This window comes from Stenotrophomonas sp. STEN054, from assembly GCF_056854535.1.
The window spans coordinates 86,408-103,971 of record NZ_JBXFWG010000004.1 but is presented as its reverse complement, the minus strand read 5'-3'; the positions used below and the strand labels follow the sequence as shown (position 1 = coordinate 103,971).

Sequence of the window (17,564 nt, the reverse complement as noted above, 5' to 3'; positions counted from 1 at the left end):
CCCCCGATTCTCGCCCGGCCCTGGCCCCCTGCCAACCCGGTACAGGGTCTGGCTTGCACCCGGCCTCCGGGGTGAGTACAATCCCGCCTCTTACGTTTCACCTTTTCACAACGCGCGGCAGAGTTCCGGCGAGCCTTTCGCCGCAATGAGCCCGACCTAACCTAGAGTTCTTCATGAGCACTTTCACTGCCAAGAACGAGACCGTCCAGCGCGACTGGTACCTCGTCGACGCCGAGGGCAAGACCCTGGGCCGTCTCGCCACCGAGCTGGCCCGCCGTCTGCGTGGCAAGCACAAGCCGGTCTACACCCCCCACGTTGATACTGGCGACTATCTGGTCGTCATCAATGCAGAAAAGATTGTCGTCACCGGCAAGAAGCTGCAGGACAAGATGTATCACCGTTTCACCGGTTACATCGGCAACCTGAAGACCGAGTCCCTGGCTCAGGCGCTGGAGCGTCACCCGGAGCGCGTCATTGAGACCGCCGTCAAGGGCATGCTGCCGAAGGGCCCGCTGGGTCGCCAGATGTACCGCAAGCTCAAGGTCTACGCCGGCACTGAGCATCCGCACGCCGCACAGCAGCCGCAGGTTCTGGATATCTAATCATGGCTATCACTCAAAACTACGGCACTGGCCGCCGCAAGTCCTCCACCGCTCGCGTGTTCCTGCGCAAGGGTTCGGGCAACATCACCGTCAATGGTCGTCCGCTGGACGAGTTCTTCGGTCGTGAGACCGCGCGCATGATCGTGCGCCAGCCGCTCGAGCTGACCAAGAACACCGAAAGCTTCGACATCCTGGTCACCGCCGCTGGCGGCGGCACCACCGGCCAGGCCGGTGCTATCCGTCTGGGCATCGCCCGTGCTCTGGTCGAGTACGACGAGACCCTGAAGTCCGAGCTGCGCAAGGCCGGCTTCATGACCCGTGACGCCCGTGAAGTCGAGCGTAAGAAGGTCGGTCTGCACAAGGCCCGCCGCGCCACCCAGTTCTCCAAGCGCTGATCCACTGCGCCCAGAACTACAAAAAGCCCGGCCTTTGGCCGGGCTTTTTGCGTTACGGGCTTGCGGACAGGCATTTCACCTTGTCCCCGCGCCGTTGGCGCGCCCCCTTCAACAAGAAGGGGGCTTTTCTCCAGAAGCGCAATGGTGGCCTGGAGGTCGGGTGCCAAGGGTGGAGTGCGTGACCAGGTTGCTGGCCAGCGGCCGGCACTACCCGTGGTGGTGGTCTTTCTGCAGAGGAGCCCCCTTGATGTTCAAGGGCGCGCGCCGACGGGCGCGGGGCCAAGGTGGAATGCGCGACCAAATTAAAAAAGAAAAGGCCCGATCTTTCGATCGGGCCTTTTCTTTTTTAATTTGGCTGCCCCTGATGGATTCGAACCACCGATGCCTGAGTCAGAGTCAGGTGCCTTACCGCTTGGCTAAGGGGCAATGTAACGTGGAACTATTTTCTCACTTTTCACGCTGAAAAACAACTTGATTTTCAGTGTGGTGGCTATGGGTGGACTCGAACCACCGACCCCAGCATTATGAGTGCTGTGCTCTAACCGGCTGAGCTACATAGCCTTGGTGAGCCCGCTATTCTGCTCATGTGTATCGGGCCTGTCAACACTTTTGTGCCGAGCTTGTGGGCCGACAGACGGCATGGGATAGTCCCGCACAGTAGATTTTCTTAGGAGTCCGCATCGTGATCGATCCGGACGGCTATCGACCGAACGTCGGCATCGTGCTGATGCGGCAGGACGGGCAGGTGTTCTGGGCACGACGCGTGCGCCGGGATGGCTGGCAGTTCCCGCAGGGTGGCATGAACACCGACGAGACTCCGGTCGAGGCCATGTATCGTGAATTGCAGGAAGAGACCGGCCTGCTGCCCGAGCACGTAGAAGTGCTGGGGGCGACACCGGGCTGGCTGCGTTACAAGCTGCCGGCCCGGGCCATCCGCCGTAACGAGCGGCAGGTCTGCATCGGCCAGAAGCAGGTCTGGTTCCTGCTGCGCCTCACCGGCGATGAATCGCATGTGCAGCTGGACCATACCGACTCGCCCGAGTTCGACAACTGGCGCTGGGTTGACTTCTGGTACCCGGTCGAGCATGTGGTGATGTTCAAGCGTGGGGTCTATGCGCGTGCGTTGCGCCACCTGGCGCCTCTGGCGCGCGGCGTGGCCGGGCAGGGCGTGACCGCCATGCCCAAGACCGCGGCCGAGGCCTGGATGCCGGGCAATACCGCAGGCCACGATCGCCCGCGGAAGCGTCCGCGGGCCAAGGGTTACTGGCCTCGCAAGGCGCAGGGTGACGGGCCATCGAGCTGAGCGGATGAACGGTGGTGAGAATGGTTCAGCTCTATGATTGACAACCATTCTCGTTTCCATTGGAATGAGCACCAGGCCGCTTCTGGCCTGTCAGCCCGGTTCCTGCCTGTGTACGTCTGCATCTGCAACGGAGTCACCGACCACCAGATCCGCGAGGCCGCCAGCCATGGCGTCACCACGGTGGGCGAGCTGACCATGCGTACCGGCTGCGGCGCCACCTGCGGTTCCTGCCTGGACATGGCTGGCGATCTGCTGGCCAAGGCGCTGGCCACCCACGACCTGCCACTGCCCGTTCTCGGCCTGCAGGCTGCCTGACCCGTACCCCGCGGCGCTTTCACGCCGCGCTGCTGACGTTCCGCCGCTGACGTTCCGCCGCTGGCGCACAGGCCAATGCGCACGATTCGCGTTCCTTCACGCGCGCCGTCAAAGCGATACAGTGCCTGCGTTTTCAGCGTGCAGGAGCATTCCCATGAAGGGCGACGCCAAGGTCATCGAATTCCTCAACAAGGTCCTCTTCAACGAGCTGACCGCGATCAACCAGTACTTCCTGCACGCCAAGATGTTCAAGAACTGGGGCATCAAGGAACTGGCCGAGTACGAGTACAAGGAATCGATCCATGCGATGAAGCGCGCCGACGCGCTGTCCGATCGCATCCTGTTCCTCGAAGGCCTGCCGAACTTCCAGGCGCTGGGCAAGCTGCGCATCGGCGAGAACCCGCCGGAGATGCTGCAGTGTGACCTCTCGCTGGAGCAGGACGCCGTGGCGGTGCTGCGCAACGCCGTGGCGCATGCCGACTCGGTGGGCGACTACGTGAGCCGTTCCTTGTTCACCAGCATCCTCGATGCCGAGGAAGAGCATATCGACTGGCTTGAAACCCAGCTGGATCTGGTCGAGCGCATCGGCGAGCCGAAGTACCTGCTGAGCAAGCTGGAAGACTGATCCAGCGACGCGGGTAGAGTCGAGCTTGCTCAACTGCCTTTCCCACAGCAGTCGAGCATGGCTCGACTCTACAAGAACGTAGTCGAGCAAGCTCGACGCTACCGCTCCTGGGCCAGGTAGCCGGTCAGCGCCACGCGTGCGCGGGCGAACTCGGCCACCAGCAGCGCCACCGCCACCGCGGGGCGCTGCAGGCTGCCCGCACGGGCTTCGTGCTCGATGCGCCGGGCCACGGCCGACAGTGACAGTGCGCCGACATTGGCGCTGGATGATTTGAGGGTGTGCGACAGCGCCTGCAGGCGCTCGATGTCGTTGGCCTGTGCTGCCTGCTGCAGGGCCTGCACGAGTGCTGGGGCATCCTCGAGGAACACGGCGACGATCTGCAGTGCGGCCGGGCCGATCACCTCCTGCAGTTCCTCGAGCACGCTGCGGTCTAGCACCGGCTGCGGCGGCGTGTCCGCGTCGGGCGCGGGAGGCGGCGTCGAGCCAGCTTCCAGTCGAGCATGGCTCGACTCCACAAGCGCAGGCGCTTGGCCCCAGCGCTGCAGCAGCGCATGCAGGGTTTCGCGGCTGATCGGCTTGGACAGGTAATCATCCATGCCGGCCTGCAGGCAGCGCTCGCGGTCGCCGGCCATGGCGTTGGCGGTCATGGCGATGATCGGCAGCCGCGCGCGGCCCTGAGCCGCTTCCTCGCTGCGCCACTGGCGGGTGGCGGCATAGCCATCCAGTACCGGCATCTGGCAATCCATCAGCACCACGTCGATGCCGCCCTGGCGCAGCGCCAGCAGGGCCTGCTCGCCGTCTGCGGCATTGCGCACGTCGCACTGGAAGACCCGCAGCAGCTGTTCGGCCACCATGCGGTTGACCGCGTTGTCCTCCACCAGCAGCACGCGCAGATCCAATGGCGGCAGCGTGGCCGGTGCCTGGTCGCACTCGGCGGTGGCCAGCAGGGCCGCCGGTCGCACGCGGGCGGTGGGCGCGGCCAGCACGGCATGCAGGTGCGCGTCGTTGAAACTGGCCGACAGCTGCTGCTGGCGGGCCTGTGCGGGGGCGGGCTCGTCCTGCAGCCACAGCACCTGCAGCGTGTCGTCCGCACCGCGCTCGGCCAGCGTACGCAGCAGCGTCGCTTCGCCGCCACGGCGCTGGCGGGCGTCCACCAGCAGCCACGCCGGGCTCGGCTGGCCCGGGCGTGCGGCAGCGCGCAGGCGCTCCAGCAGGACATCGCGCTCGGCCAGCACCTGCACCGGCAGGCCGTGGTGGGCGGCGATGCGCTCCACGCGCGCCTGCAGCGCCACATCGGCACTGTGCAGCAGCAGCGGCGACGGCGCGCGTGCCAGCGCCGGCAGGTCGCCGGGGATCTTCAGCAGTGGAATCTCGAACCAGAACGTGGCGCCCTGGCCGGGCCTGGACTGCACGCCGATCTGGCCGTGCATCAGGTCGATGATGCGCTTGCAGATGGCCAAGCCCAGGCCGGTGCCGCCGTAAAGGCGGGTGGTCGATGCATCGGCCTGGCTGAAGGACTGGAACAGCCGTGACTGCAGGGTGGCGTCAATGCCGATGCCGGTGTCGACCACTTCAAACCGCAGCTGGTGCTGGGCCGGGCCTTCGCCCAGGCGCTGCACGCGCAGCTGCACCTGGCCGCGCGCAGTGAACTTGATCGCATTGGCCAGCAGGTTGGTCAGTACCTGGCGCAGGCGCACCGGGTCGCCACGCACCGGCAGGCGCACGGCCGGGTCCAGCTGCAGGCCGATCACCAGGCCCTTCGATTCGGCGGCACGCTGCAGCAGCTGCACCACGCCGTCCAGCAGCTCGCGCAGGTTGAAGCTGGTGATCTCCAGTTCCAGGGCCTGCGCTTCCAGGCGCGAGTAATCGAGGATGTCATCGACGATGCGCAGCAGCTGCTGCGAGCTGACCGATGCGGTGGCCAGCATCTGCCGCTGGTCCTCGCCCAGCGGCCCGCGTGCGACCAGCTCCAGCATCGGCAGGATGCCGTTGAGCGGCGTGCGGATCTCGTGGCTCATGGTGGCCAGGAACTCGCCCTTGGCCAGCGCGGCCGCCTCGGCGGCCTGCTTGGCCTGCAGCAGCTGCTGTTCCAGCTGGCCCTGGCGCTCGGTGGTACGGCGCAGCTGGTCGCGCTCGCTGGTCAGCACGGTGCGTTCCCGCTGCAGGGCCGCCAGCGCCTGGCCGCGTTGGCGCAGGCGCAGGCCAAGCGCCAGCGCCACGCCGGTGGCCAGCACCAGAGCTGCCAGCAGCGCGACCGTCAGCGGCACTCAGAGCACCGCGTTGTGGAAGTCGAAGTTCAGGTCGCTGCCCGCCGACTGCACCATGTTGCCCTGGATGTAGTCCACGCCGCCGACCCACATCGCCGCCGCTGCCTGCGGATCCTCGATCTGCTGGCCGATGATCTGCAGGCCTGCGGCATGCGCGCGATCGATCGCCCGACGCAGTTCCTCGCGGGTGCCCGGATTGGAGTGGCTGCTGGAGAAGCGCGCGGCCATGCGCACGAACGACAGCGGCAGCTGGGTGAGCAGGGCATCGGCTTCGCTGCCCGGCTCGAACTGGCTCAGGCAGAAGCGCACGCCGGCACTGGTCATGCGCTGGCAGAACTGCTGCAGCGGCACGGTGTGGATGAGCGCGTCGGGCAGGCGCACGTCGATCACCAGTGCAGTGCCGGGCAGGTCGCGCTGCTGCAGCGATTCCAGCAGCCAGTCGGCGAACGCATCGCGCTGCAGCGTGCGCAGCGACTGCGACACGAACAGGTTCAGCGGCTGGGTCGCGTGGCGGTACAGATCGAGCAGGCCCATCGCGTGTTCCAGCACCTGCTGGTCCAGATCGGCGATGCGGCCCGCGGCTTCGGCGGCCGGAATGACCTGGCCGGCGGTGAGCACGGTGCCATCGGCCTGACGCAGGCGCAGCAGCAGCTGGTACTGTGCGGTATCGCCACCTGCCACGGCCACGATCGGCTGGTAGGCCAGTTCCAGCTGGCCTTCCAGCAGGGCCAGGTGTTCCTGCTCGGTCACCGCCTGGCGATGCACGTGGCCGGCGACGCCGGCGGTCAGCAGGCGGGCCTGCAGGGTGGTGCGTTCGATGGCTTCCAGCGCGCTGTTGGCATCCTCGAAGCCCGGCGACAGCGGTGCATAGCCGACCACGCCGCGCAGGTGCACCGATTCATCGTCGCGGATGACGAAGGCACGCGCGGACAGCTGCTCGCGCAGTGCGGCGGCGATGCCCTCCAGGCTTTCCTCGTCGGCACCGCGGGCCAGCAGCAGGAAGCTGTTGTCGTTCAGGCGTGCCAGCAGGTGCGGGTGGCCGGCTTCGGCCAGGCGCTGGCCGGCCTGCACCATCAGCCGCTCGAAGGCGGCATAGCCATAGCGCTCGCGCAGGCCCAGCGCACTGGAGATCTCCACGAAGAACACGCCGCCACGGTCGCGCTGCTCCAGCGCCGTACTGAGCTGCTGCAGCACGTGGTGGCGGGTCGGCAGGCCGGTTTCCGGGTTGCTGGTGGCCGGTGCGCCGCTGGCGCCGGGCAGGGTGGCGGCCTGCGCGCGGGCGCGGCGGATGCGGTTGGCCACGGCCGCGATCAGGTGGCGCGGGCGGATCGGCTTGCTCAGGTAATCATCGGCGCCGCTGTCGAGCACTTCGAACTGGCGCTCCGGGTCCGGGTCGCCGCTGAGGAAGACGATCGGCAGCAGCTGCATGCCCGGCTGCTGGCGGATCATCGCGGTCAGGCGCATGCCATCCAGGCCCGGCAGGTGCAGGTCCATCAGGATCAGGTCGGGGCGCAGTTCGCGCATGGCCTGCTGCACGCCATCGGCATCGGAGAGCACCTCGGCCTGCATGCCGGCACCGTGCAGCACGCTCTGCGCGAACAGGGCCTGGGCACGGTCGTCTTCGACGATCAGCACGCGGTACGGCGCGTCGGAGGCAGCGGGTGCATCGTTGCCGTTGCCTGCGTCCATCGGCGCGGAGGGCAGCGGCGGCGGCGTGCCCAGGCCGACCGCATCGGCCGGTGCGGAGGAGACCGCGACAAGCGTGGGCGCAGCGGCGGGCGAGGTGTCTGCCCAGCGCTGCCAATGATCGGCCGGTGGGGTTTCAGCGCGTCCGGGGCGTGCGCTCGCGGGGGATTCATTTGCGGACATCACAGCTCCTCGTGTTCGCCGCCATTATGCGCCAAGCCCGGCATTCAACCGGTGCGCGGCTGGCCTGGCGCGGCCGTACCGCCAGCGCGTGCAAGCCATCGCACGCCCTTCCACAAGGTGCGCCAGACGAGCCACACCATCAGGGCGCCGGCCAGGCTGCAGGCCAGCACCACGACCAGGGCGATCCAGGGATGGGCCAGTGCCAGCGCCAGGCCGCCAACCACCACGGTGTCCTCGGCGACCGAGGCGACCCAGTTGCTGGCCGGTTCCGGCGAGGTATTGAGCAGGGCGCGGGTGCCGGCCTTCAGGCCGTGGCTGGCCAGGGCGACGCCGGCGCCGGCCAGCAGGGTGCCGGTGCCCAGCTGGCCATCAGGCGAGAGCGTGGCGGCGGCCAGGAAGGCGCCGGCCGGTACCCGTGCCAGGGTATGGATGAGATCCCAGATGGAATCGACGCCGGGGATCTTGTCGGCGAAGAATTCGGCAATGGCCAGCGCGGCCGAGGTGCCCAGCACCCACCACGATTCGGTGGCCTGCAGGGCCGGGGGCAGGTCGACCCAGCCGAGCAGGCCGGCCAGGCCAACGCCGAACACGGTGAGGTAGACGCGGATGCCGGCCAGCCAGGCCAGCAGGATGCCGATCACGAACAGGTGGGCTTCGGTCATGGCGGGGGCTCCGGCGACGGAACTGTGCGGGGTGCCACACTATCGACGATGACGTGGCTGAACACCACCGGCCGCTGGCGGCCGGCACCGGGGAAAGCCCCCGTTCCTGTCATACACTAACCCGTCGTTTGCTACACGGGCCGTGCTGGTGTCGCCATTGCGAGTCCACGGAGACTACCCATGAACAACCGCCCCCCCATGCGCGTACAGGTCCGGCTGCCCGGTGCGAAGCCGCCGCCGCGCGACCGTCGCCGCCTGCTGGTCATCGGCGGCATCTGGCTGCTCAGCCTGGTGCTGGCGGTGCTGGGCGGCTGCTGGCTGGGCGCGCCGCGCGATGCCCAGGGGCAGCGCCTGCAGGCCGCTGAGAAGCGCGCCGATATCCTGCAGACGCAGTTGACCGAGCTGCGCCAGAAGCAGGCCACGCTGGAAGCCTCCGACCGCATCAGCCGCGCCGCCAACACCGAGGTGCAGTCCTCCCTGGCCGAGCGCGATGAAGAGATTGCCGGCCTGCGCGCCGACGTGGCCTTCTATGAGCGCTTGGTCGGCTCGACCAGCCAGCGCAAGGGCCTGAACACCCATTCGATCGAGTTCAGCGCCGAATCGGCCGGCACCTGGCAGTACGCCGTGGTGCTGACCCAGAACCTCAACCGCGGGGCCATCAGCCAAGGGCAGATGCGCTTCACCGTGGAAGGCGTGAAGAACGGCAAGCTGGCCACGATCAGCTGGGATGAGCTGCACCAGCGCAGCAAGGTGCCGGGACAGGATTACTCGTTCCGGTACTTCCAGCAGCTCACCGGCAGTGTGATGCTGCCGACGGACTTCACTCCGCAACGGGTGAGGGTGACACTGGGGAGTGGTGCAGGGGGCACCACGCAGGTATTCGACTGGAAACAGGCCGGCGCACCGGCCAGCAAAGGGGAGTAGGCAGATGTTCGGAAACAGCAAATCCAGCCGTGATGGCCAGTTGGTGGTGGATGCCCTGATCGGCAACCAGGTGGTGATCCGCGGTGATGTGGAATTCAGTGGTGGCCTGTATGTGGAAGGCCGCATCCATGGCAAGGTGATCGCCCAGGAAGGCGCCAGCGGCGCAACCCTGACCCTGGCCGAGCATGGCGTCATCGAGGGCGAGATCCGCGCCCATGTGGTGGTCATCAGCGGCCGTCTGGACGGTGACGTTCACGCCACCGAAAAGGTGGAGCTGTCCCCGAGCGCGCGGGTGAACGGCAACGTCCATTACCAGGTGGTGGAAATGAATGCGGGCGCCCAGCTGAATGGACGCCTGATCCACGCCAGCAGCCCGGTTGCGGCCCTGCCGGCGCCGGAAGGCAAGGGCGAAGCGGCTGAGGGCAAGGGCGGCACCGCCGCGCGCCGCAAGCTGGCCGAGGCGATGGCTTGAAAGCCGTCCCCGGCGCCCCCATGCTGAGGCCATGAGCACCCTAGTTTCCCTGCCCGGCGCCACGCCGGCCGCCGCTCCCGACTACCAGTCGCTGGAGCGGCCGCTGAATTTCACCGAATCGGCCGCAGCCAAGGTGAAGGAACTGATCCAGGACGAGGGCAACCCCGACCTGTCTTTGCGCGTGTACATCGAAGGCGGTGGCTGTTCCGGGTTCCAGTACGGGTTCGAGTTCGACGAGAACCGCGCCGAGGACGACCTGGCGGTGCAGACCAGCGGGGTCACCCTGCTGGTCGACCCGCTCAGCCTGCAGTACCTGATGGGCGCCGAGGTGGATTACACCGAGAGCCTGACCGGTGCGCAGTTCGTGATCCGCAACCCGAACGCGAAGACCACCTGCGGCTGCGGCAGCAGCTTCAGCATGTAATGCCGGGCGCGGGGCCGATGCCCTGCGCCACCGTTGTGCGCAACGCCGACTGATTGCGCACATCCTCGACCTTGCCACCTGCGACAATTGGCGGCAGGCTTGTCGGATGCCCAATACTCCTTCGCCGCTTTCCGGTTTCGCCTTCGTGGCAGAGCCGCTCGAGCGCGCCGATGCCCTGCGCGATGATGCCGATGCCCTGGCACGCCTGTGGCCGGATGCGCGCATTCTTGTCCTGGACCAGGACGGCACCGCCTTCACCGGTGAGGACGACCAGCCGGTCGCGCTGACCGGCGCCGACATCGGCGGTGGCCCCGGTTCGGCCATCTTCCTCGGCCTGCGCGCAGGCCAGGCCTGGTTCTCGGTCGAAGCAGCCAACGTCACCCAGAACGCACCGCGCCGGCTCGACCTGCGCCAGGCGGCACTGCTGTGGAGCGTGGCCGACGCCACCGCCTTCAGCTATGCCCGTGGCATGTCCTACTGGCATTCGCGCACCCGCTTCTGCGGCGTGTGCGGCGGCGCGGTGACCTTCGCGCGCGGCGGCTTCGTCGGCCGCTGCGCGCAGTGCGCCACCGAGCACTACCCGCGCGTCGACCCGGCGGTGATCGTGGCCGTGGAAAACCAGGGCCGCCTGCTGCTGGGCCGGCAGTCCAACTGGGCGCCGCGCCGCTATTCGGTGCTGGCCGGCTTCGTCGAACCCGGCGAGACCTTCGAGCAGACCGTCGCGCGCGAGGTGCATGAGGAGAGCAAGGTGCGGGTGAAGTCCTGCCAGTACCTGGGCTCGCAGCCGTGGCCGTTCCCCGGCGCGTTGATGGTGGGTTTCCGCGCGCAGGCGCAGGACGACGTGCCGACCGTCGATGGCGAGCTGGAAGATGCACGCTGGTTCACCGCCGAGGAGGTGGGGGCGGCGCTGGCGCGTGATGTCGAAGACGATGGTGAAGGCATCCGCCTGTCGCCGCCGATCTCGATCTCGCGCGGCCTGATCGAACACTGGTACCGGCAGCAGCAGGGCTGATTGCCAGGGCTGTACCGGGGCGCGCCGCTGGCAGCATTGCCGCCACCTGAACACGCGCCGGGTTACAGTCGGGTTCACCGCTGAACGCGCCGCTTCGACAGGTAAGGTAGCGGCGCAGAACGCTTGTTTGTCGGGAGACCTGCCATGTTCACCACCCTGGTCGCCGTGCTGGTGGCGCTGGCCCTGGGCCACGTTGCCCCGGCCGCTGCCGCCTCGCTGCGCCGTTTCGACGGCTTCCGGCGCTGGCTGGGCTGGTTGGACAAGCATGGCGGACGGGCATGGCAGGGAGCGGCCGGGGTGGCGCTGGCGATCGTGCCGCCGCTGCTGCTGATGGCCCTGCTGGCCTGGCTGCTGCGCGGGGTGTTGTTTGGCCTGCCCGCCCTGCTGCTGGGCGTGGCGGTACTGGCCTGGTGCTGGGGGCCGCGCGACCTGGACCGCGATATCGAAGCGATCATCGACGCCGATGATGCGGCCAGCCGCCAGGCCGCGGTGCGCCACCTGCAGGCCGCCGGTGGCAGCCTGCGCGAGGACGTGCCCTCGCTGGTCGAGGCGACCGTCCTCAACGCACTGCGGCGCTGGTTCGCGGTGCTGTTCTGGTTCCTGCTGCTGGGCCCGGTCGGTGCCCTCGGCTATCGCCTGCTGGCGCTGATGGCGGAGAGCCCGATGCGCGCGCGGGTACCGGTGGAGCCGCTGGCGCTGGCGCAGCGCCTGCTGGCGTGGATCGAATGGCCGGTGGCGCAGCTGATGGCGTTCTCGATGGCCCTGGTCGGCAACTTTGATACGGCGTGGAAGGCGTGGCGCCAGGCCCATGGCGAGCGCCTGGCCGCAGGCATCGGCTTTCTTGGCGCAGTGGCGCGGGCCAGCGTGAATGCCGAGCTGCGCGAAGAGGCGCATGACTACACCGACGCCGGCCTGCTGCCTGTGTGGCAGCGGCTGCCCGACCTGCGCGACGCGATGAGCCTGGTATGGCGGATGCTGCTGTTGTGGTTGGCAGTGCTTGCGCTGCTGGTGATTGCCGGCTGGGTGACGTAGATCCACGCCATGCGTGGATGCGTTTCGTGCATGACGTCAGTAGATCCACGCCATGCGTGGATGCCTTCTGCGTGGATGGGGTCAGAGCCCTTTGCTGCGCAGAGGGATCCGACCCCGGGTCTTCCGGCCGGTTCAACCGGCCAAGCGCAGGGCAGGCGACTGACAGTCGACTCCACCTACACCGGTGCCAGCGCGTTGAACGGCGCCCACGGCAGGTTGCGCAGCAACGCATACCCCGGCAGCAGCCACAGCCAGAATATTGGATTGGCCAGCACGCGCATGAGCGGGTCGAGCACCTTGGGGCGCACGCCGGCGATGTGCAGCAGCATCATGAACAGAAGGGGGAGTGCGATGACCAGCAGTGGGTTCATCGCCATCGCGCCGGGCAGGTCAAAGTGGACCAGCGAATACAGGCAGCGCGTGCTGCCGCAGCCGGGGCAGTAAAAGCCGGTCAGCGCGTACAGCGGACAGCTCGGCAACGGGTTGCCGGCGACGTACGGGTTGACGTGGCGCAGGACCACGGCAGCACCGGCAGCCAGTGCGGACGCGGCCAGCAGCGGCGCCCAGCGGGCCAGGCGTGATTGAACGGGGGCGATCGACATGCGGGGGCGGGATCCGGCATTGCGCCGGATCCCATGCGCTGCATCAGTAGCCGCTGTTGCTCATGGCGCCAATGCCGCCCATGACAACGAAGAACAGCACATACAGAACGACCATGATCAGCCAGGCAATGGCCGACCAGATCGCCCACTTCTTGGCCTTGTCCGACGATTCCTGGGCACCGGCGACGTCACCGGCGGCCAGCTTGCCGTTGACCTGTGCGGCGTAGACGATCGACACGATGCCGACCGGCAGGCAGCAGAGCAGGGTGGACAGGATGGCCCAGACCAGATTGTTCGGGATGTAGGGGGTGGTGGTATTCATGGTGCGAATGCCTCGTTGGGTGGTGGTGGTAGTGGTGAATCAATGTTCGGAAAGGGAGCCCAGCACGGCGAGACCGCCGAACAGCCCAAGCCACAACAGGAACAGGACCGGCAGGGCGACAGCCGAAGCCACCGCCCACCAGCCCGCCTTGCGCGATGCCGCGTAGGCCCCCGGCAGATCATCGGCGGCGCGCAGACCGTCGACCTGGGAGGCATACACGATCGACACCACGCCCAGCGGCAGGCAGCAGAACAGCGTCGTCAGAATCGCCCAGACCAGATGGTTGGGGATGTAGACCGGGCGGCTGAGTGATGGTGGTTGATTCAAAGCAAGACTCCATTCCTTGGCGGTTGGGCTGCAGTGTGCAGACCTGACCTCACCCCTTTGGCTGCGTAATCTACCGCAAGCGACGCCGTATGTATGCGTTTACATGCCCGCCGCGCCTGGGTTGGCGGCGCATGCCAGCCCGCCCGGTCGCCGTGCAGTTCAGCGCCGCCAGGCTCACGCGTGGTCGCCACGCAGGGCGCGCACCTGGCCTTCCAGGGTCGCGGCGTCGGTGCTGTGGCCGTCCACGGGCGAGGCGGCCACCACCTGCACCGTGGCGCGGAAACGCCGCGGCACACGCATGCGACCCAGGCGCGTGTCGCGCCGGCTCCACATGCTCGACCACATGCCACGCAGCGCCATCGGCACCACCGGCACCGGGCGCCGTTCCAGGATCTTCTCAACGCCGGATTTGAACGGCGCCATCGTGCCGTCCCTGGTCAGCGCACCTTCGGGGAAGATGCAGACCAGTTCGCCTTCGGCCAACGCTGCATCGATCTCATCGAACGCGCGCTGCATCAGCGCGGGATCTTCGCGCGCGCCGGCAATGGGAATGGCCTTGGCGGTGCGGAAGATCCAGCTCAGTACCGGGATGTTGAAGATCCTGTAGTACATGACGAAACGCACCGGGCGCGGGATCGTCGCCGACAGGATCAGTGCATCCATGTAGCTGACGTGGTTGCAGACCAGCAGCGCGGCGCCTTCGTCGGGCACGTTGGCTTCGATGCCGTGCGGGCGCAGGCGGTACAGCGTGCGCACCATCACCCAGCTGAGGAAGCGCATCAGGAATTCGGGGACGATGGTGAAGATGTAGATCGCCACGATGGCATTGGCGATGGCCAAGGCCAGGAACTGCTGCGGGATGGACCAGTGCAGCAACTGGTGCGCGGCCAGCGACAGCAGTGCTGCAGCGACGATGAAGCCGGAGTTCTGGATGTTCAGCGCGGCGAACACACGCGACATCTGTGCCTTCGGCGTGCGGCTCTGGATCAGCGCGAACAGCGGCACCACGAACACGCCGGTGAACAGGCCGATGCCGATCAGGTCAATAACGATGCGCACGCTGCCCGGCTGCTGCAGGAAGGCCAGCACGCCCAGGTTCTGCACGGTTGCCTCGCCGGTGCGGGCGAAGTACAGGTCCAGCAGGAAGGCGGTCATGCCGAAAGCGCCCAGCGGCACCAGGCCGATTTCCACCGTACGCGCCGACAGCTTCTCGCACAGCAGCGAGCCGACGCCGGTGCCGACGGAGAACAGCGCCAGCGCGAACAGGTACAGCTTGGGCTCGCCGCCGAGGTTGACCAGCGCGTAGTTGGGCAGCTGCGAGGTCAGCACGGTGCCGACGAACCAGAACCAGGACACGCCGAGGATGGCGTTGCGCACCGCCTTCTGCTGCCGCGCCATGCGCAGCACCACCAGCGACTCGGGCAGCGGGTTCCAGTTGATCTTCAGGTCCGGATCGCCGGCATCGACGCGCGGGATCATCCGCGCGGCGAGGTTGCCGCAGATCGCCAGCGCGATGACCGCCGTTGCCGCCACGACCGGGCCGTGGCTGCCAGCCAGCAGGAACACCGAACCGCCAATGATCATGCCGGACAGGATCGAGATCGAGGTGCCCATTTCGACCAGGCCGTTGCCGCCGGTCAGTTCCTCCGGCTTCAGCACCGAGGGCAGCACCGAGTACTTGACCGGCCCGAACAGGGTCGACTGCATGCCGGTACAGAACAGCGCCACCAGCAGGAAGGGCAGGTTCTCGGTGATGAAGCCGATGGCCGCCAGTGACATGATCACGATCTCCATGGTGGTGGTGATCACGATCAGGCGCGATTTTTCCAGTTTGTCGGCGATCTGCCCGGCCAGGGCCGAGAACAGGAAATACGGCAGGATGAAGATGGCCGGCGCCAGCGTGGTGTACAGCGAGCGCTGCTCGTCCGATACGCCCAGGTAGAACAACAGGCCGATGATGGCCTGCCGGTACACGTTGTCGTTGAAGGCGCCCAGCGCCTGCACGATGAAAAACGGCAGGAAGCGGCGCTGGCGGAGCAGGGCGAACTGGCTGTGACCGGACATGGAATCTCCTTGACCGGCGCAGCCTAGCATTCCTGCCTGTCAGGCAGGGATGCGGCCGGTGCGGACCGTTGCTCCGCACGCCCCATCAGGTCAACGTCGCCACCGCCTGGTTCGCCGCCGCACGCACCTTCGGCAGCAGCCGCAGCACCAGCGCCATCTGCGTGCGGATCAGCTGCAGCTTCGGCGGCATCGCTTCTTCAATCTGTTCCAGCTCGGCGGCCACCGCGCGGTCGGCATCGTTGTCTTCCTCGCTCACCGGCTGCCGCGCGGTCAGGGCGGTGGCCAACTGCTGCAGGGCCTTGCGCACGCGTTCACCGGCGGCCAGGGCCAGCGGGTCGCCCGCGTAGCTGTCCACCTGGTCGCGGTGCGCGCCCAGCGCCGACAGATGGCCAAGCAACGTGTTGGACAGGGCCAGGAAGTGGAAGCCGGCATCGAGGTTGCGGCGTACGTGGCCGGGCTCGCGCAGCATGTTCGACAGCGCCGTGGACAGCGCCGCGTCGGCGTTGTGCATGTCGCGGCGGGCGATGCGGTAAGCGAGGTCGTCGCGCATGCCGCTGCGGTACTGGCCCAGCACCGAATCGAGGTAGCGCGAGGCGGTATCCAGCACGCGGGCCAGCACCAGGTGCAGCTGCCGGCCCTGCCAGTCGGGCAGGATCAGGAACGCGGCGGCCGCGGCGATGGCACAGCCCAGTACCGTGTCGACCATGCGCGGCACGATCAGCACGAAGCCATCGCCGATCAGGTTGAAGCAGGTCAGCGCCATCACCGTGATCGCCGCCGAGGCCACCAGGTAGCGGTCGGTGCGGTTGTAGAAGAACAGCAGCGCCGACAGCAGGGCGATCAGCAGCTGCACGTGCAGGCGCGGGAACAGCTGCAGCAGCGCCCAGGTCAGCACCAGGCCGGCGAGGGTGCCGACCACGCGCTGGGCCAGGCGCTGGCGGGTGGCACCGAAGTTGGGCCGGCACACGAAAACGATGGTCAGCAGCACCCACGAGCCGTGCTGCGCGTCGAACAGGCGGATGGCGAGGAAGCCGGCGACCAGCGCCACCGCCATGCGCAGGCCGTGGCGGAACAGCACCGAGCCCGGCGTGAGCTGCTGGCGGATGCGCACGCCCATTTCGCGCAGGGTATGCGGGTTGCTGTCGCGCAGGCGGGTATCGACGTTGTCCAGGCTGGCCTCGGAACGCTCGGCATCGAGCAGGCGGCGCTCGATGCTGCGCAGGTTGTGCACCAGCAGGTCGAGCGAGCCGAGCAGGCGCTGCCACTGCGGGCGCTGCTGGTCGCGCAGGTAGGCCAGCGCATCGGCCAGGTCACGGCCGGCCTGCTGGTTGCTTTCGCCATACACGAACGGACGGCGCAGGCGGATCGCCTCGCCCAGGCGCGCGCATGCCTGGCCCTGCAGGTCGAGCAGGCGCTGGCAGCGGTACAGCACGTCGCTGTGGAAGAACGCATCGACCAGCGCGCCGTAGGGATAGTGCGAGGAGCTGGCGCGTTCGTGGAAATCCTGCGCCATGTAGTACAGGCGCAGGTACAGGCCGGAATTGACGCCCGGCCGGCCGGAGCGGCCGAAGCGGGCGAGGATCGCGGCCTTGGCTTCGTTCAACGCGCCGACCACGCGCCGGTTCTGTTCGGCCAGGTCCAGCTGGCGGCGCTGCAGGTCGGCTTCGCGCACCGGCTCGAACAGGGTGGCCTTCAGCTGCAGGTAGCGGCCCAGTTCCACATACAGGCGGGCCACCCGTTCGCGCACCGGGCGGTTGGCGAACAGTGCCGTCCACAGGATCGACAGCAGGCCGTACCAGACCGCGCCGATCAGCAGGTGGCTGGCCGCTTCCACGGCGCGGGTCAGGTCGCCGGCGCCGCCGTGCTGCTCCAGGCCGATCATGGTGTAAATGGCCAGGGTCACCGTGGCCTGGGCGATGGACGCGTAACGCTCGCCCAGCGCACCCAGCAGGGTCAGGCAGAACGTGGACAGTGCCAGTGCGCCGATGAACACCCACGGCAGCGGGAACAGCCAGATGACCGAGGCGGCGGCGATGCAGAAGCACAGCAGCGACAGCAGCACCGCCTTGGTCCGGCCCCACCAGTTGTCATCGGTCTCGGCGATGGCGCTGGCGATGATGCCGAGGAACACGCCGGGCAGCGCCGGCAGCGCGTCCAGGTGCCAGCACGCGCCCAGCGCGGTGGTCAGGGCGATGAAGACACGCAGGCCATAGCTGGCCTTTTCGTGGGCCCACAGGCGGCTGAAGCGGGATTCGCGGGTGGACATGCAGGCTCGGGGGGCGGGATGCCCCCCATTATTGCGGTGTGGGCGTGAAATGGGGGGCCGATGTGCGGACCCACGCAATCG

18 protein-coding genes and 2 tRNA genes are annotated in these 17,564 nt (G+C 67.7%); 10 read left to right on the top strand and 10 right to left on the bottom strand.

Annotation, left to right across the window (positions count from 1 at the left end; all coding sequences use genetic code 11):
- The first annotated feature begins 173 nt into the window (after positions 1-173).
- Both rplM and rpsI read left to right on the top strand, forming a co-directional pair.
- A complete protein-coding gene (gene rplM, locus AC1VXD_RS02645) occupies positions 174-602 on the top strand; it encodes a 50S ribosomal protein L13 (RefSeq protein WP_150455520.1) in 429 nt (142 codons plus the stop codon).
- A gap of 2 nt (positions 603-604) precedes the next feature.
- Positions 605-997, top strand: a complete 393-nt coding sequence (gene rpsI / locus AC1VXD_RS02640) for a 30S ribosomal protein S9 (protein WP_005411311.1) — start codon at positions 605-607, stop codon at positions 995-997.
- Positions 998-1,349: 352 nt separating this feature from the next.
- On the opposite strand, the gene AC1VXD_RS02635 is transcribed toward rpsI, so the two are convergent.
- Both AC1VXD_RS02635 and AC1VXD_RS02630 read right to left on the bottom strand, forming a co-directional pair.
- Positions 1,350-1,423: transfer RNA gene (locus AC1VXD_RS02635), tRNA-Gln, on the bottom strand.
- Positions 1,424-1,481: 58 nt separating this feature from the next.
- Positions 1,482-1,558, bottom strand: a tRNA-Met gene (locus tag AC1VXD_RS02630).
- A gap of 121 nt (positions 1,559-1,679) precedes the next feature.
- On the opposite strand from AC1VXD_RS02630, the gene AC1VXD_RS02625 reads away from it, so the two are divergent.
- From AC1VXD_RS02625 to bfr, 3 genes are all read left to right on the top strand, one after another.
- Positions 1,680-2,300: an RNA pyrophosphohydrolase gene (locus AC1VXD_RS02625; RefSeq protein WP_482990705.1), complete on the top strand. Its 621-nt coding sequence runs from the start codon at positions 1,680-1,682 to the stop codon at positions 2,298-2,300.
- 108 nt (positions 2,301-2,408) lie between these two features.
- Positions 2,409-2,615, top strand: coding sequence for a (2Fe-2S)-binding protein (locus AC1VXD_RS02620; RefSeq protein ID WP_079223871.1), 207 nt, complete (start codon positions 2,409-2,411; stop codon positions 2,613-2,615).
- A gap of 154 nt (positions 2,616-2,769) precedes the next feature.
- A complete protein-coding gene (bfr, locus tag AC1VXD_RS02615) occupies positions 2,770-3,240 on the top strand; it encodes a bacterioferritin (RefSeq protein WP_324810885.1) in 471 nt (156 codons plus the stop codon).
- Between the two features lie 98 nt (positions 3,241-3,338).
- Here the strand turns inward: bfr and AC1VXD_RS02610 are convergent, their stop codons facing one another.
- From AC1VXD_RS02610 to AC1VXD_RS02600, 3 genes are read right to left on the bottom strand one after another with little or no spacing between them, the layout of a single operon-like run.
- The gene (locus tag AC1VXD_RS02610; protein ID WP_482990704.1) at positions 3,339-5,507 is read right to left on the bottom strand and encodes a hybrid sensor histidine kinase/response regulator; all 2,169 of its coding nucleotides are present in this window, start codon (positions 5,505-5,507) and stop codon (positions 3,339-3,341) included.
- Complete coding sequence (locus AC1VXD_RS02605) at positions 5,508-7,376, bottom strand: EAL domain-containing protein (RefSeq protein ID WP_482990703.1); 1,869 nt, start codon at positions 7,374-7,376, stop codon at positions 5,508-5,510.
- Between the two features lie 44 nt (positions 7,377-7,420).
- The gene (locus AC1VXD_RS02600) at positions 7,421-8,038 is read right to left on the bottom strand and encodes a DUF4126 domain-containing protein (protein ID WP_482990702.1); all 618 of its coding nucleotides are present in this window, start codon (positions 8,036-8,038) and stop codon (positions 7,421-7,423) included.
- Positions 8,039-8,218: 180 nt separating this feature from the next.
- Here AC1VXD_RS02600 and AC1VXD_RS02595 point away from each other — a divergent pair, with 180 nt between their 5' ends.
- The 5 genes from AC1VXD_RS02595 to ampE all read left to right on the top strand — a co-directional run bounded on the left by AC1VXD_RS02595 (position 8,219) and on the right by ampE (position 11,902).
- Positions 8,219-8,962: a DUF6776 family protein gene (locus AC1VXD_RS02595; protein WP_482990701.1), complete on the top strand. Its 744-nt coding sequence runs from the start codon at positions 8,219-8,221 to the stop codon at positions 8,960-8,962.
- A gap of 4 nt (positions 8,963-8,966) precedes the next feature.
- Positions 8,967-9,434, top strand: coding sequence for a bactofilin family protein (locus AC1VXD_RS02590; RefSeq protein WP_482990700.1), 468 nt, complete (start codon positions 8,967-8,969; stop codon positions 9,432-9,434).
- A gap of 31 nt (positions 9,435-9,465) precedes the next feature.
- On the top strand, positions 9,466-9,858 hold the full coding sequence (erpA, locus tag AC1VXD_RS02585; protein WP_079223859.1) for an iron-sulfur cluster insertion protein ErpA: 393 nt from the start codon (positions 9,466-9,468) through the stop codon (positions 9,856-9,858).
- 106 nt (positions 9,859-9,964) lie between these two features.
- Complete coding sequence (nudC, locus tag AC1VXD_RS02580) at positions 9,965-10,870, top strand: NAD(+) diphosphatase (RefSeq protein WP_482990699.1); 906 nt, start codon at positions 9,965-9,967, stop codon at positions 10,868-10,870.
- A gap of 144 nt (positions 10,871-11,014) precedes the next feature.
- Positions 11,015-11,902 carry a regulatory signaling modulator protein AmpE gene (gene ampE / locus AC1VXD_RS02575; RefSeq protein ID WP_482990698.1) on the top strand — a complete coding sequence of 296 codons (888 nt, stop codon included), beginning with the start codon at positions 11,015-11,017 and terminating at the stop codon, positions 11,900-11,902.
- A 176-nt stretch (positions 11,903-12,078) separates the two neighbouring features.
- Here the strand turns inward: ampE and AC1VXD_RS02570 are convergent, their stop codons facing one another.
- From AC1VXD_RS02570 to yccS, 5 genes are all read right to left on the bottom strand, one after another.
- Positions 12,079-12,504 carry a DUF2752 domain-containing protein gene (locus tag AC1VXD_RS02570; protein ID WP_482990697.1) on the bottom strand — a complete coding sequence of 142 codons (426 nt, stop codon included), beginning with the start codon at positions 12,502-12,504 and terminating at the stop codon, positions 12,079-12,081.
- A gap of 43 nt (positions 12,505-12,547) precedes the next feature.
- Positions 12,548-12,826, bottom strand: coding sequence for a CD225/dispanin family protein (locus AC1VXD_RS02565; protein ID WP_482990696.1), 279 nt, complete (start codon positions 12,824-12,826; stop codon positions 12,548-12,550).
- A 39-nt stretch (positions 12,827-12,865) separates the two neighbouring features.
- Positions 12,866-13,153, bottom strand: coding sequence for a CD225/dispanin family protein (locus AC1VXD_RS02560; protein WP_482990695.1), 288 nt, complete (start codon positions 13,151-13,153; stop codon positions 12,866-12,868).
- A 174-nt stretch (positions 13,154-13,327) separates the two neighbouring features.
- Complete coding sequence (locus tag AC1VXD_RS02555; RefSeq protein ID WP_482990694.1) at positions 13,328-15,217, bottom strand: MFS transporter; 1,890 nt, start codon at positions 15,215-15,217, stop codon at positions 13,328-13,330.
- 85 nt (positions 15,218-15,302) lie between these two features.
- Positions 15,303-17,483 (bottom strand): YccS family putative transporter, encoded by a 2,181-nt coding sequence (yccS, locus tag AC1VXD_RS02550; RefSeq protein WP_482990693.1) that lies wholly within the window; start codon positions 17,481-17,483, stop codon positions 15,303-15,305.
- Positions 17,484-17,564: the final 81 nt, after the last annotated feature.

Bases quoted from the DNA above. Each gene is read 5' to 3' on its own strand.
- rplM (WP_150455520.1), top strand. From the start codon at position 174: ATGAGCACTTTCACTGCCAAGAACGAGACCGTCCAGCGCGACTGGTAC.
- rpsI (WP_005411311.1), top strand. From the start codon at position 605: ATGGCTATCACTCAAAACTACGGCACTGGCCGCCGCAAGTCCTCCACC.
- bfr (WP_324810885.1), top strand. From the start codon at position 2,770: ATGAAGGGCGACGCCAAGGTCATCGAATTCCTCAACAAGGTCCTCTTC.
- AC1VXD_RS02605 (WP_482990703.1), bottom strand. From the start codon at position 7,376: ATGTCCGCAAATGAATCCCCCGCGAGCGCACGCCCCGGACGCGCTGAA.
- AC1VXD_RS02600 (WP_482990702.1), bottom strand. From the start codon at position 8,038: ATGACCGAAGCCCACCTGTTCGTGATCGGCATCCTGCTGGCCTGGCTG.
- AC1VXD_RS02595 (WP_482990701.1), top strand. From the start codon at position 8,219: ATGAACAACCGCCCCCCCATGCGCGTACAGGTCCGGCTGCCCGGTGCG.
- AC1VXD_RS02590 (WP_482990700.1), top strand. From the start codon at position 8,967: ATGTTCGGAAACAGCAAATCCAGCCGTGATGGCCAGTTGGTGGTGGAT.
- erpA (WP_079223859.1), top strand. From the start codon at position 9,466: ATGAGCACCCTAGTTTCCCTGCCCGGCGCCACGCCGGCCGCCGCTCCC.
- nudC (WP_482990699.1), top strand. From the start codon at position 9,965: ATGCCCAATACTCCTTCGCCGCTTTCCGGTTTCGCCTTCGTGGCAGAG.
- ampE (WP_482990698.1), top strand. From the start codon at position 11,015: ATGTTCACCACCCTGGTCGCCGTGCTGGTGGCGCTGGCCCTGGGCCAC.
- AC1VXD_RS02570 (WP_482990697.1), bottom strand. From the start codon at position 12,504: ATGTCGATCGCCCCCGTTCAATCACGCCTGGCCCGCTGGGCGCCGCTG.
- AC1VXD_RS02565 (WP_482990696.1), bottom strand. From the start codon at position 12,826: ATGAATACCACCACCCCCTACATCCCGAACAATCTGGTCTGGGCCATC.
- AC1VXD_RS02555 (WP_482990694.1), bottom strand. From the start codon at position 15,217: ATGTCCGGTCACAGCCAGTTCGCCCTGCTCCGCCAGCGCCGCTTCCTG.
- yccS (WP_482990693.1), bottom strand. From the start codon at position 17,483: ATGTCCACCCGCGAATCCCGCTTCAGCCGCCTGTGGGCCCACGAAAAG.